The organism is Polaromonas sp. P1_E12, from assembly GCF_056405975.1.
In genome coordinates, this window is the sequence record NZ_JBFUBB010000002.1 from 660085 (window position 1) to 673564 (window position 13480).

12 protein-coding genes are annotated in these 13480 nt (G+C 61.3%); 7 read left to right on the forward strand and 5 right to left on the reverse strand.

The window, feature by feature from the left end:
* The first annotated feature begins 311 nt into the window (after positions 1-311).
* The 4 genes from phaC (at position 312) to AC1D13_RS08940 (ending at position 6157) form a co-directional block, all read left to right on the forward strand.
* Positions 312-2078, forward strand: coding sequence for a class I poly(R)-hydroxyalkanoic acid synthase (phaC, locus tag AC1D13_RS08925; protein ID WP_477689371.1), 1767 nt, complete (start codon positions 312-314; stop codon positions 2076-2078).
* A gap of 78 nt (positions 2079-2156) precedes the next feature.
* The gene (locus AC1D13_RS08930) at positions 2157-3335 is read left to right on the forward strand and encodes an acetyl-CoA C-acetyltransferase (RefSeq protein WP_457280388.1); all 1179 of its coding nucleotides are present in this window, start codon (positions 2157-2159) and stop codon (positions 3333-3335) included.
* 140 nt (positions 3336-3475) lie between these two features.
* Positions 3476-4213, forward strand: a complete 738-nt coding sequence (gene phbB, locus AC1D13_RS08935) for an acetoacetyl-CoA reductase (RefSeq protein WP_457280389.1) — start codon at positions 3476-3478, stop codon at positions 4211-4213.
* Positions 4214-4447: 234 nt separating this feature from the next.
* Entirely contained in the window at positions 4448-6157 is a 1710-nt protein-coding gene (locus tag AC1D13_RS08940; RefSeq protein ID WP_477689372.1) for a cation:proton antiporter domain-containing protein, read from the forward strand.
* Here the strand turns inward: AC1D13_RS08940 and AC1D13_RS08945 are convergent.
* From AC1D13_RS08945 to AC1D13_RS08965, 5 genes are all read right to left on the reverse strand, one after another.
* Positions 6154-6774, reverse strand: coding sequence for a DsbA family protein (locus AC1D13_RS08945; protein WP_477689373.1), 621 nt, complete (start codon positions 6772-6774; stop codon positions 6154-6156). The genes AC1D13_RS08940 and AC1D13_RS08945 overlap by 4 nt on opposite strands.
* A 33-nt stretch (positions 6775-6807) precedes the next feature.
* Positions 6808-7527 (reverse strand): glutathione binding-like protein, encoded by a 720-nt coding sequence (locus tag AC1D13_RS08950; protein ID WP_477689374.1) that lies wholly within the window; start codon positions 7525-7527, stop codon positions 6808-6810.
* A 34-nt stretch (positions 7528-7561) separates the two neighbouring features.
* Positions 7562-8095, reverse strand: a complete 534-nt coding sequence (locus tag AC1D13_RS08955; protein WP_457280393.1) for a cupin domain-containing protein — start codon at positions 8093-8095, stop codon at positions 7562-7564.
* Between the two features lie 75 nt (positions 8096-8170).
* Entirely contained in the window at positions 8171-8566 is a 396-nt protein-coding gene (locus AC1D13_RS08960; protein WP_477689375.1) for an RNA-binding protein, read from the reverse strand.
* Positions 8567-8770: 204 nt separating this feature from the next.
* Positions 8771-10573: a M14 family metallopeptidase gene (locus AC1D13_RS08965; protein WP_477689376.1), complete on the reverse strand. Its 1803-nt coding sequence runs from the start codon at positions 10571-10573 to the stop codon at positions 8771-8773.
* Between the two features lie 290 nt (positions 10574-10863).
* Between AC1D13_RS08965 and AC1D13_RS08970 the strand changes: the two genes are divergently transcribed.
* From AC1D13_RS08970 to AC1D13_RS08980, 3 genes are all read left to right on the forward strand, one after another.
* The gene (locus AC1D13_RS08970) at positions 10864-11349 is read left to right on the forward strand and encodes a hemerythrin domain-containing protein (RefSeq protein ID WP_457280395.1); all 486 of its coding nucleotides are present in this window, start codon (positions 10864-10866) and stop codon (positions 11347-11349) included.
* 73 nt (positions 11350-11422) lie between these two features.
* Positions 11423-12493, forward strand: coding sequence for a tRNA dihydrouridine(20/20a) synthase DusA (gene dusA / locus AC1D13_RS08975; protein ID WP_457280396.1), 1071 nt, complete (start codon positions 11423-11425; stop codon positions 12491-12493).
* Positions 12486-13433, forward strand: a complete 948-nt coding sequence (locus AC1D13_RS08980) for a DMT family transporter (protein ID WP_457280397.1) — start codon at positions 12486-12488, stop codon at positions 13431-13433. Before dusA ends, AC1D13_RS08980 begins: the two co-directional genes overlap by 8 nt.
* Positions 13434-13480 lie beyond the last annotated feature (47 nt).

Sequence of the window (13480 nt, forward strand, 5' to 3'; positions counted from 1 at the left end):
CAGGCGCTCCTCTGCTGCGCGCTTCTTGATCGCCTTGCTGCGGGCAGGTGCACCCATCAGGTAAACCACCAATGCCACAGGACCCAGTCCATAGAGTACAAAGGTGACCAGTGCCCCCAGAAGTGTGCCGTTGCTGTTGGTGGCTTCGGCAACACTCATCATGAGCACAACGTAAATCCAGGCGATGACAATCAAATACATAAATACGTAGAACTCCGCGGCCCTGGTGAGCAATTTGTAATGCAAATCCTACGATACTGTTGGTGTGCTCAAAAGAGTCACCAGGACTCAACATGGATCGGGGAGACAAGATGAATTTTGACGCAAAGCAGGCCGAAGCGGCCCGGCAGATGCAAGAGACCTTTGCGGCAGGCCTGCAGCAGGCCATGAGTGTCATGGCAAACGCCGGATCAAGCGCCGGCTTCAATACTGGTGCAAACAACGGATTTGCGCCAATGGGTGCATTCAGCACAGGCCAGACCCCACCGGCACTCCAGTTCGATCCGGCCAGGCTCCAGGAATTGCAGCAGCGCTATATCGCGGACGCCTCAGCCCTGTGGAACCAGGGGTTGCAGGACGGCGCCGATACGCTGGTGTCTTCTGACCGCAGGTTTTCAAGCGCGGCCTGGAAGACCAACCCCGTCTCGAAATTTTCGGCTTCCACCTATCTGCTGAACGCCCGCACCCTCATGGCCCTGGCCGACGCCGTCGAAGGCGACGCAAAGACCCGCGCACGCGTGCGCTTCGCGGTCGAGCAATGGATGGCGGCCACGGCGCCCAGCAATTTCCTGGCGCTCAATGCAGAGGCGCAGCAAAAAGCCATCGAGAGCCAGGGCGAAAGCATCGCCCAGGGTCTCACCAACCTGCTGCACGATCTGAAGCAGGGCCACGTATCCATGACCGACGAGCGTGTGTTCGAGGTCGGTAAAAACGTTGCCACCACCGAAGGCGCGGTGGTGTTTGAAAATGAATTCTTTCAACTGCTGGAGTACAAGCCCCTGACGGCAAAGGTGTACGAAAAGCCTTTCCTGCTGATCCCGCCATGCATCAACAAGTTCTACATCCTTGACCTGCAGCCCGAGAACTCGCTGATCCGCTATGCCGTCAGCCAGGGCCACCGCACCTTCGTGGTGAGCTGGCGCAATCCGGACGAGTCGATGGCCCGGAAGACGTGGGACGACTACATCGAGCACGCCGCCATCAAGGCGATCGAGGTAGTGCAGGAGATCACCGGCGCCAAGACCCTGAACGCACTGGGTTTTTGCGTGGGCGGCACCATCCTCGGAACAGCGCTGTCCGTGCTGGCCGCACAGGGTAGAAAGCCGGTGGCCAGTGCCACGTTGCTCACCTCGTTTCTTGATTTCACCGACACCGGCATCCTTGATATCTTCATCGACGAAACCTCGGTCAAGTACCGTGAGGCCGAGATGGGGGAGGGCGGCTTGCTCAAGGGGCAAGACCTGGCTTCCACCTTCAGCTTCCTGCGACCAAACGACCTTGTCTGGAATTACGTGGTCGGCAATTACCTGAAGGGCGAAACACCGCCTCCGTTTGACCTGCTGTACTGGAACAGCGACTCCACCAACCTGCCGGGCCCGTTTTACGCCTGGTACCTGCGCAATACCTATTTTGAGAACAATCTCATCAAGCCGGGCAAGACCGTGGTGTGCGGCCAGAAAGTAGACTTGCGCAAGGTCGACATTCCTGTGTACATCTACGGCTCGCGTGAAGACCACATCGTGCCGATTGGCGGCGCCTATGCCTCCACGCAGCACTTGCCTGGAAAAAAACGTTTTGTCATGGGTGCTTCCGGCCATATTGCGGGTGTGATCAACCCGCCGGCCAAGAAAAAACGAAGCTACTGGACCCGTGACAAGCTGCCACAGGGGAAGTTTCCCGCGACGCAAGCCGGTTGGCTCGAAGGCGCGACAGAACATCCTGGCAGCTGGTGGACGGATTGGTCGGAATGGCTCAAGGGCCATGCTGGCAAGCAAATTGCTGCACCCAAAACCTATGGCAGCCGCAAGTACAAAGCCATCGAGCCTGCGCCGGGCCGCTATGTCAAGGCAAAAGCCTGACACAGCAAGCCGCGCCTCTCAGACCGCATTTATAAACGCATTCATAAACGCATCCTAAAACTTCAAAAGGGACACATCATGGAAGACATCGTTATCGTTGCTGCCGGCCGCACCGGCGTCGGTAAATTCGGCGGCTCGCTCGCCAAAATACCCGCAACCGAGCTCGGCGCAGCCGTCATCAAGGGTGTGCTGGAGCGTTCCGGCCTCAGCGCCGACCAGCTCGGCGAGGTCATCATGGGCCAGGTTCTGACCGCCGGTGTCGGCCAGAACCCGGCACGCCAGTCGGTCATCAAGGCAGGTTTTCCCAACGGCATTCCGGGCCTGACCATCAATGCGGTCTGCGGCTCCGGCCTCAAAGCCGTCATGCTGGCAGCGCAGGCTGTGGCCACGGGTGACAGCGAAATCGTCATTGCCGGCGGCCAGGAAAACATGAGCGCCGCGCCGCACGTACTCAACGGTTCGCGCGACGGCCAGCGCATGGGCGACTGGAAGATGATCGACTCCATGATCGTCGACGGCCTGTGGGATGTCTACAACCAGTACCACATGGGCATTACCGCCGAAAACGTGGCGAAGAAATACGAGATTAGCCGCGAGGCGCAGGACGCCTTGGCCCTGGGCAGCCAGACCAAGGCCGCGGCCGCGCAGGACGCCGGCAAGTTCAAGGATGAAATCATCTCCATCACCATTCCGCAGAAAAAAGGTGATCCGGTGGTATTTGCCGCGGACGAATTCATCAACCGCAAAACCAGCGCCGAAGGCCTGGCGGGCCTGCGCCCAGCGTTTGACAAGGCTGGTGGTGTGACGGCCGGTAATGCCTCGGGCCTGAATGACGGCGCTGCCGCGGTGATGGTCATGACGGCCAAAAAAGCCGCCGCACTGGGCCTCAAGCCATTGGCGCGCATCGCCAGCTACGCAACCACCGGTCTCGACCCGGCCTACATGGGCATGGGCCCGGTACCCGCGTCGACCAAGGCGCTGCAGCGCGCAGGCTGGAAGGCCCAGGACCTCGACCTGCTCGAAATCAACGAAGCCTTTGCTGCCCAGGCCTGCGCGGTGAACAAGGAGATGGGCTGGGACACCAGCAAGGTCAACGTCAACGGCGGCGCCATCGCGATCGGCCACCCGATTGGCGCGTCCGGCTGCCGCATCCTGGTGACGCTGCTGCACGAAATGGCGCGGCGCGATGCGAAAAAAGGGATTGCCAGCCTCTGCATCGGCGGCGGCATGGGGGTTGCCCTCACACTGGAACGCTGAATATAAGGTAAAAGAGGCTGAGACTGGCTTGCACCGTGCGCAAGCAGCTATTAAATCGATAGCGAATCACGGTGGGCCGTTCGGCAGGGAAGTCATCAGGTAAACGGTTTCGAATAATTCACAAAATCAAGGAGAGCGAAATGGCAAAGAAAGTAGCGTATGTCACGGGCGGTATGGGCGGCATTGGAACTGCCATCTGCCAACGGCTGGACAAGGATGGGTTCACGGTGATCGCCGGATGCGGCCCCACGCGCGACTTCACCAAATGGCTCGACGAGCAAAAAGCCCTGGGCCATACTTTTTATGCTTCCGTGGGAAACGTCGGCGACTGGGATTCCACCGTCACGGCCTTTGACAAGGTCAAGGCCGAGCATGGCCCCGTGGCTGTGCTGGTCAACAACGCCGGCATCACGCGCGATGGCCAGTTCCGCAAGATGAGCAAGGCCGATTGGGATGCCGTGATCTCCACCAACCTCAACAGCATGTTCAACGTGACCAAACAGGTCATCGAGGGCATGATTGAAGCGGGTTTCGGGCGCATCATCAACATCTCGTCGGTCAACGGCCAGAAGGGCCAGTTCGGCCAGGTGAACTATTCCACCGCCAAGGCCGGCCTGCACGGCTTCACGATGGCGCTGGCGCAAGAGGTGGCCGCCAAGGGCGTGACGGTCAACACGGTAAGCCCCGGCTATATCGGCACCGACATGGTCAAAGCCATACGCCCTGACGTGCTGGAGAAAATCGTCGCAGGCGTGCCCGCCAAACGGCTCGGCCAGCCCGAGGAGATTGCCTCCATCATTTCCTGGATCGCGTCCGATGAAGGCGGCTACGCCACCGGCGCCGACTTCTCGCTCAATGGCGGCCTGCACATGGGCTGAGCACCGTCGTCCGGGCGGTTGATCAAAACCCGCTTCGGCGGGTTTTTTAATGTCTGACTGTTTGGCGTAAACAACCTGCGAACGCGTGGGGAATTGGCCATGGGCCATTTCAATCGTCTGTAGTAAATTAAAGAGACATGTTCTACGGGGACAGCCCGTATGCCGGGCTGCGTCGCAGGCTTTCCCTTGAGTCTGAACGGGCTCTTGATCGTTTCCAGAAGGAATCCCTCTCGCATGCCCCATAGCGTTTCCCTGATCAGCACGATTGCCGCCGGCTTGGGTCTGGCCCTGATTTTTGGTTTTCTCGCCGTGCGGCTGCGTTTGCCCGCGCTGGTGGGTTACCTGCTCGCGGGTGTGATCATCGGGCCGTTCACGCCCGGCTTTGTGGCGGATGCGGAGATCGCGAGCCAGCTCGCTGAAATCGGGGTGATGCTGCTGATGTTCGGCGTCGGGCTTCATTTCTCGCTGGACGACCTGCTGGCGGTGCGCAAGATCGCGGTGCCTGGCGCCATCGTGCAGATGACGGTTGCCACCGCGCTCGGCATGGGCCTTGCGCACTGGTGGGGCTGGAACCTCGGCGGGGCGCTGGTGTTTGGCCTGTCGCTGTCGGTCGCCAGTACCGTGGTGCTGCTTCGGGCCCTTGAAAGCCGCGGCATCCTCGACTCGGTCAATGGGCGGATTGCCGTGGGTTGGCTGGTCGTGGAGGACCTGGCCATGGTGCTGGTGCTCGTTCTTCTTCCGCCGCTGGGCGGCTGGCTGTCGGGCAAGGTCGATGCCGATGTCAATGCGCTGTGGAAAACACTGGGCATTACGCTGCTGCAGGTGGGCGGTTTTGTGGCGCTGATGCTGGTGGTGGGGCGCCGCTTCTTCCCCTGGGTGCTGTGGCAGGTGCAGCGCACTGGCTCGCGCGAGCTGTTCACGCTGTGCGTGGTGGCCGCCGCCGTGAGCATCGCGTTCGGCGCGACGGCGCTGTTTGGTGTGTCCTTTGCGCTCGGCGCCTTCTTCGCCGGCATGGTGATGCGCGAATCTGAATTCAGCCACCGGGCTGCTGAAGAGTCGCTGCCATTGCGCGACGCTTTCGCCGTGCTGTTTTTCGTGTCGGTAGGCATGTTGTTCGACCCCTGGGTATTGCTGGAGCGGCCACTGCAGGTGCTGGCCGTGGTGGGCATCATCATCGTCGGCAAGACATTGGCGGCCGGCTTGCTGGTGATGGTATTTCGCTATCCCCTGAACACCGCGCTCACCGTCTCGGCCAGTCTCGCGCAGATCGGCGAGTTCTCGTTCATTCTGGTGGGCCTGGGTGCATCGCTGGGTCTGCTGCCCCCCGAAGGGCAAAGCCTGGTGCTGGCGGGTGCGCTGATCTCGATTGCACTCAACCAGCTGGTCTTCAAGGCCGTTGAACCCTTGCAGCAATGGATCCTGGCGAAGTCACCCCTGGCGCGCAAGCTGGAGGCCCGCGATGACCCGACAGCCGAGCTGCCGGCCACGACCGACCAGAAGTATTTGTCGAATCATGTGGTGCTGGTGGGCTATGGACGGGTAGGACGGCGCATCGCCGATGCACTGAAGTCCCATCACATTCCGTTTGTGGTGGCAGAGCAGAATCGCGAGGCAGTGGAACAGCTTCGGGAACAGGGTATCGCGGCCGTGTCTGGCGATGCGGTGGAGGCGGAAGTTCTGGTTCAGGCTCACATCGCGCAGGCGCGCATGCTCGTGATCGCGACGCCCGACACGCTGGACGTCAGACGTATGGTCGCCACTGCGCGTTCACTGAATCCGGCCATTGAAACCGTGGTACGCACCCACAACGAGGCCGAGGCGCGCCTGCTCGACAACGAGAAGGCCGGCAAGGTCTTCCTCGGTGAACAGGAGCTGGCGCAGTCCATGGCGCGCCATGTGCTGGAGCGCGCCGGCACCGCGGGCGCGTCAACCGCAGCGCATTAGGTGCTTGCTTTGGCCCGCAACACGGCGGAGCGCACCAGCGCTAGCCTGTCGTTGCCGAAATACATGTCGTCACCCACAAAGAAGGTGGGTGAACCGAACGCACCGCGCCGGATCGCTTCGTCGGTGTTGGCCTTGAGCTGCTCCTTGATATCGGGTTGTGCAATGCCGGTCAAAAATGCCTCCGCGTTGATGCCGGTCTGTCGGCAGATGGCGGTCAGCACCTCGTCTTGGGAGATGTCTTCCTCACGGGTGAAATACGCCGCGAAGGTGGCTTCGACAAACTCAAGGTAGTGCAGCTCGGCCGTGGCATCCTGTGCAATCCACAGACAGCCGCGCATGGCCTTGACACTGTTGACCGGAAATACCTGGGGTGGAAATGAAATCTTCAGGCCCGCTTGGCGCGCGTTGTCCTGCACGTCCTTGAGCGTATAGCGGTTCTTCGGCGAATTCATGTCTTCCCGCGCGGCATAAATGCCTTTGTTGACGCTGTTGAAGATGCCTCCTACCAGCACCGGCCGCCAGCGAATGGCTTCCCCTAACTCGGCTGCCAGCGGCTGGATGTTGCGAAAAGCGATGTAGGTCCAGGGGCTGGAGCAGTCGAAGAAGAATTCAATCATGGGTATCTCGATTTTTGAGGAAGGAAAAGGGGGTCAGGAAACCTTGTGCGCGCCGTCCCGTACGCTTTGCGCTGTCTGGCCAAACAGGGCCTTGCGTGCCTCATCGGTCAGCGCCGGTGCGCGCAGTTCCTTGCCCAGGTTCAGCCCGCGTTTGACGGCAGGCCTTTCAAACAGGGCGTCGTACCAGCGTTGTACATGGGGAAATTTTTGCAAGTCAACCTGCTGAGCCTTGTGTGTACGCACCCAGGGAAAGATGGCCATGTCGGCGATGGAGTAAGCAGCACCCGCCACATGCACACCGGTTCGTGCCAGTTGCGCATCGAGCACGCCGTAAAGGCGGTCCACTTCCTTGCTGTAGCGCTCGATCGCATAGGGGATTTTGTCCGGCGCATACAAAAGAAAATGCCCGTTTTGCCCCGCCATGGGACCGAGCCCACTCATCTGCCACATCAGCCACTGCATAGCCTGGTAGCGCTCGCGCAATTCGGCAGGCAGAAAGCGGCCGGTCTTTTCAGCCAGGTACACCAGTATGGCGCCGCTCTCAAACACCGCCACAGGCGCCCCACCGCCGGCAGGCGCGTGGTCGACGATGGCCGGCATGCGGTTGTTGGGGCTGATCGCGAGAAATTCCGGCGTGAACTGCTCACCCTTGCCGATGTTCACCGGGACCAGCCGGTAAGGCAGGCCGCATTCTTCCAGCATGATGGAAATTTTCCAGCCGTTGGGTGTAGGCCAGTAGTGCAGGTCAATCATGGGAAATCCTCGGGGTTTTTGAACTTGTTGAGCGTTAGATCAATGGCGCCAGCTGTGGATGGTCGGCGGCGATTTGCCGGGCTTCGTTGCCGCCCGGCTCCATCATCCGGAAGTCGGAAAAATCAAAGCCCGGACCCACCATGCAGGCCATGAGGGTGTAGCCCATCGCGGCATTCGCCTGTGGCCTGGCTGCCTGCCAAAGGCCGGCCTCTACAACGTGTTGAGGGGTGGTTGCTACGCTGACAGGGCCCAGCGCCGTGCTGCTCAGGCGGTTGTCCTCCGCGTTCCATGTCCAGAGATCGAGTGGTGCGCCCTCCAGATGGACCCACACTTCGTCAGAAAGAACGCGGTGCCAGCGAGAGTGCTGTGTGGCGTCAAGCAGAAAGTAAATAGAGGTCAGTGCGTTGCGCACCGGTCTTCCGTCCTGCGGCGCAACTTGCTGTGTGGAGCGGAACACCTCGCAGTACCAGCCTCCTTCGGGATGCGGTTTCAGCCGCAGCTGTTCAATGAGCTGGCGGGCGCGGGGCGCTGTAGTGAATGGATCTGGCGTGTGGCTGGGCAGGGGCATGAGGCGCAGTGTGCCTTAAACCCGGGCCGGTTTTCAATCTGCCCCGATGGTCCTTGGGCACCTGCGGGACAGGCGTTACTCCAGGTCCTCGATCGCCAGGCTGTGGTACTTCTGCGCATAGGAAAAAGGCACCCTCCGCACGACTTCCATGATGCGCTCCGTGGCGTCTTTGGACGGCACCGGAATCATCAGCGCGTGGTGGCCTTCCCGTGCGAGGTCCACGTACTTGTGAACTGTTGCGCCCTCAGTGCCGACACGCGGCAGGCTCACGTCCGAATGGCCATCCGCCTTGCCGATGTCTTCGAGGATGTCTTCCGGTGTCAGCAGCATGATGCTGTTACTGGCCATTTCCAGTTCATGGGCCACGTGCCTGGCGTCTTCAAGATTCGGGAACATGATGAAGGCGTAGCCGGTGGGGTAAAAGACACCCCCCATACTGAGCATTTTTTTAGTCAGTTCGAAGTTCTTCATGGCGAGTCCTTTCATGCATTGCGTTGGTTCAACGAATCATTAAGGCGCGAAAACTGTAAATTCCCGGTCAGCAATCACATCCTCTTCCTGTCAGACGCAGACGTCAAGTCAGGCCCGAGGCTCACCTCTTATGCCAGCAGGGGCCGCAGGCGCTGCGGCCCCCTCAGGGGGCAGGAAGCTACACGAAGTGAGCGACCGTGGGGGCTACAAGTCCTCTAGCTTGATGGTCGGCTCAGCCATCACACGCACCGTGCTTTGCAGGCCCTGCAGGAGCTGGTTGGCGAAGTAGCTGCTCTGGGTGTCGGGCTCCAGTGCAGCAAACACCAGGTTGCCAAGCGGTTGATTCAGCGGCACGTAGTAGCTGCCGCGAGGCACGTCCACCACGCCGCGTGTCAGGCTGACCTGGACTTTGAGAACGGCCTTGGCGTCGGCGATGGTGCCGCGTACGTCCTGGCGTTCGCCCGAGGTGCTGGAAGTCTCCCGATAGCTGTCGCCGAGCATGGAACCCTGTTCGGCAACGCGCTGCACATGGACGCCGTGCAGCCGCAGCCGGTCGACGGCCACGGTGGAGGCCGCCGACAGCCAATAGCCGCAGGGGCGTGCGCGAGCTTTAAGGACGCGCAGCGCAAGGGCAGAATCCCAGTCCACGGACACGGTCTTGTCGGCGCCTGTCACGGGGTCGAGCATGAGCAGGTCGTACTGTGCGGAAGTAGGCGCTGCCTCCACGACTGCTTCCTCCTTGCAGGCTTTGGCGCCGACTTCCTTGTCGAGGTAGGGCCGCAGCTGTTGCAGCTCGTTCGCGCGCTGGGCGGTGCTCGCCAGCGCACTGGTGATGGCTGTCACATGGGTGTGAACGCGCCGCTGGATATGCAGGCGGCCAATGCCAACTCCGCGTGTTTCGATCAGCAGGCTGATGGCGTTTTTCAGTCCATAAACATTTCGGCCGGTGTCGGGTTGGGTGCCGCCCATCGAGATTTTTTTGTCGGCCAGGTCGCTTGAGGTGGTGTAGTACCACTCCGTGGTGAGGTTTTGGCCCTTGAGGGCTGCCAGCAGAGGGCGCCGGTACCACTCTTCCGCGGCCTTGGTCAAAAACTCGGGCAGGTTGGCGGTGGTGGCGTACTGGAACAGCGCGTCGAATTTCTGCACGCTGCCGAACTTCTGCAGGAAGCGGCCCACGACCGTGTACTCATGGGCGTCGACTACCACGGTGGGGTGGTAATCGCGGGCGAGCCTGGCAAGCGCCTGGGCTTCCGGCGTGTTGAGCAGCATGTGGTCGCGGTTCATGTCCAGCCCACCTGTGGTCGCACGTTGCTCATTCGCTGCACCATCAGGATTGGCGCGCGGAACAATCACCACATTGATGCGGTCCAGGGCAGGCTGCAGCAAACCTTGGGCAAGCTCCCGAGCGATGACCAGCAGCGCTTCGCTGCCGGCAGGCTCGTCGCCGTGCTGCTGGCCTACCAGCAGCACCGTGGGCTTGCCTGCTGACTGCATTACCGTGGGGTCCGTGCCGCCGGCGCGGGTCAGGACCAGTGCTTCAAGTGTTTCACCGCGCTGTGACCGGCCTATGGGCAGCACGGCAGCCCTGACCCCGGGCGTGCGGGAAGCTGCGGCGGCCTGCTCGCGCAGCCATGCCTGGATCTCGGCCTGCGTGGTGAACGTGGTGCGGCCGGCTTGAAGCCCTGGCGTGTTGTAAACAACGGAGGGTGCCGGAAAGCGCGCGGCAACCGCGTCGCTATAAGGTGCGGGTTGGCCGACCGTTGCTGTTGGGGGCGCGACGGGCGAGGTCTGGACCGCAGCGGCCGCAGGCGCAGGACGTTGCGCGGCGGGCGCTGGGGCTGGTGAGGGCGCAGAAGTCTGTGTGGAGGGTGGCGTCCATGGCGGAAGCGGTACTGAAGTGCAGGCGATTAGCAACGTCAGCGGAAGCAGTGCGACAAGCGGATGTATCCGGAATGTGGGCGGAACGTGTGCGTGTGAGGTGGAGTTGTGCGGCATGGTCGGCGTCATTTGTTCCTGCACTTCAGGGCCTGAACTGTTCGGAGAGGTGTAGCCGCCCATATTACCCGCTTGGCAGCCCGCAGCGCGCGGGTTCGGGCGAATTAGACGGACCTCTGCAGCAAGGCCGCCACGGTTTTCGCTCGGCTCCGCCAGGTTCCTGTATTCCTACAAAAGCGCTCCCGGGTTTCCCACAAATCTCGCGCGAGCGTCGGCCTAAATTGGCTGGGCGATTGGTTTTGCCGGCCGCATTGAATTTCAACCCACAAACAGACTGACCATTAACCCCAAAGAGGATCCCCATGAGCAAAGCACCTCCAAAAAAGCACGATGCTGTAGATCTGCTGGATGCCGACCATATTGCCGTTAAAAAGCTTTTCACCACATTCAGGAAGTTATGCGACAGCCATGCGTCCGGCGAGGAGAAGCGCGAAGTAGCCGACAAGATCTGCCAGGAGCTGACGGTACACGCGCAAATTGAAGAAGAAATCTTCTATCCTCAAGTTCGCGCGGCCATCAACGACGACGCGCTGCTCGACGAGGCGGAAGTGGAGCACGGTACGGCCAAGGACCTGATCGCGCAGATATCGGGAATGGACCCGGAAGACGACCTGTATGACGCCCGCGTGACGGTACTGGGCGAATACATCGACCACCACGTGAAGGAAGAGCGCGAGGAAATGTTCGTCAAAGCCCGCAAGTCCAGGCTGGACCTGGTTGCATTGGCCGACGAGCTGAGCCAGCGCAAAATGGAGCTGATGGACGAATTCAAGACCGCTGAAGTCTGACAGGGTTTCAGCCGGTTGCGCAGGCCAAGACCCTGCGCAGCTGCGGGTGCGTCCTTTCTGGGAAAATGGGGCTATGTCAGCCCTTTTTCCATTTCCCGCTGCGCCTGCATCTGGCGCCTCTGCCGCATTGCCGGGCCATCCCTGGCGGCTGAGCGTGGCGCCGATGATGGACTGGACCGACCGGCATTGCCGCCACTTTCACCGGTTGCTGTCGCGCCACGCCTTGCTTTACACCGAAATGGTGACCACGGGTGCCTTGATCCACGGTGACGTGGAGCGCCACTTGCGCTTCAACGCCGAAGAACATCCTGTGGCGTTACAGCTGGGCGGCAGCGAGCCGGTGGATCTGGCGCGCTGCGCGCAGCTGGGCGAACAATGGGGCTATGACGAAATCAACCTCAACTGCGGGTGTCCCAGCGAGCGCGTGCAGCGCGGGGCTTTCGGTGCCTGCCTGATGGCCGAGCCGCAGCTAGTGGCTGATTGCGTGAAAGCCATGGTCGATGTGGTCGATGTGCCGGTCACGGTGAAGCACCGCATCGGCATCGACAAGGCTGAAAGCTATGAGTTTGTGCGCGACTTTGTGGGTACGGTGAGCGAGGCCGGTTGCAAGGTCTTTATCGTGCATGCGCGCAATGCCTGGCTCAAGGGCCTTTCCCCCAAGGAAAACCGCGAGGTGCCGCCGCTGCGTTATGAGCTCGTGCATCGCCTCAAGCAGGAATTTCCGCACCTTGTCATCTGTATCAATGGTGGCCTGAACACGCTGGAACAGGTGTCACAGCAGCTAAACGTGCTCGACGGCGTGATGATCGGCCGTGAGGCCTATCACAACCCCTGGTGGCTGGCTTCCTGGGACAGCGCCTTCTTCGGCGCTGCCGAATCCCTGCCAACCCGTGAAGCTGTGGAGTCGCAGATGTGTGACTACATGGTGCGCGAGGCTGCCGAGCATGGCACGCCCAAGAGCGCCATTGCGCGCCACATGCTGGGTCTGCGCAACGGCTTGCCTGGTGCGCGGCGTTGGCGCCAGGTCTGGAGCGACCACCGCTTGCGCGACTTGCCGCCGCATGCCGTGATGGCGCTGGCACACGAAATGCCGGCTTTATCGCCATCAGTGCTTGTCGACACCACCACCATGGCCGATGCCTGATTCCGCGCAAAAACAGGCGCGCCAGGCATTGGCCTTGCTCTGGCTGGTACCGGCGCTCTGGACGGTCAACTACATTGTGGCGCGCAAGGCGCCGGGCGTGATAGGCCCCTATCTGCTGGCTTTCGGGCGCTGGGGCCTGGTGGCATTGTTTCTGCTGGTGCTCACGCGGTCCGAGCTGTGGCGCCAGCGCAGCCACATTGCCAAGGTGTGGTGGCAGTACCTGGTGCTGGGCACCCTGGGCATGGTGATTTGTGGCGCTTGGGTCTACCAGGGGGCACGTTCCACTGGTGCGATGAATATCGCGCTTATTTATGCGGCGTCGCCGGTGCTGATAGGTCTGGGGGCGGTGATCTGGCTTGGTGAGCGCCTGGGCCTGCGCCAGGGCTTGGGCGTGGTGCTGGCTATTGCCGGCGTGCTGCATGTGGTGGTCAAAGGCCAGTGGACGGCACTGGCCGGTGTGCAGTTCTCGGCGGGAGACCTGTGGATCGTGGCTGCCACGGTGTCATGGGCGGCCTATGCCTTGCTGCAAAAGCAGTGGCCCAGCCCGCTTGGCGCCACGGCCCGGCTGGCGGCCATCTGCGCAGGCGGTAGCCTGGTGTTGCTTCCCTTGACTGTGTGGGAAATGTCGCGGCCTGATGTCCTGCCGTTAAGCGGCTACGGGCTGTGGCTGATCGTGGTGGCCGCGATTGTGCCGGGACTGGGCGCGTACTGGATTTACGGCTGGGCGCAAAAAATCCTGGGCGCCAGCCGTGTGGCGGTGTCGCTTTACCTGGGCCCCCTCTATGCGGCACTGGCTGCCTGGGTTGTGCTGGGCGAACCGTTGGGCTGGCACCACGCGTTGGGTGCTGCATTGATATTGCCGGGCGTATTTTTTGTAACGGGCGCCGACAAGGGGCTGACTAAAAAACATTCAGGGCCGATACTGACAGAAGGCACTTGAAATTCCTGACACGCATTGGTGACTTCAGCTAGTGGCCTGCTGTTTGT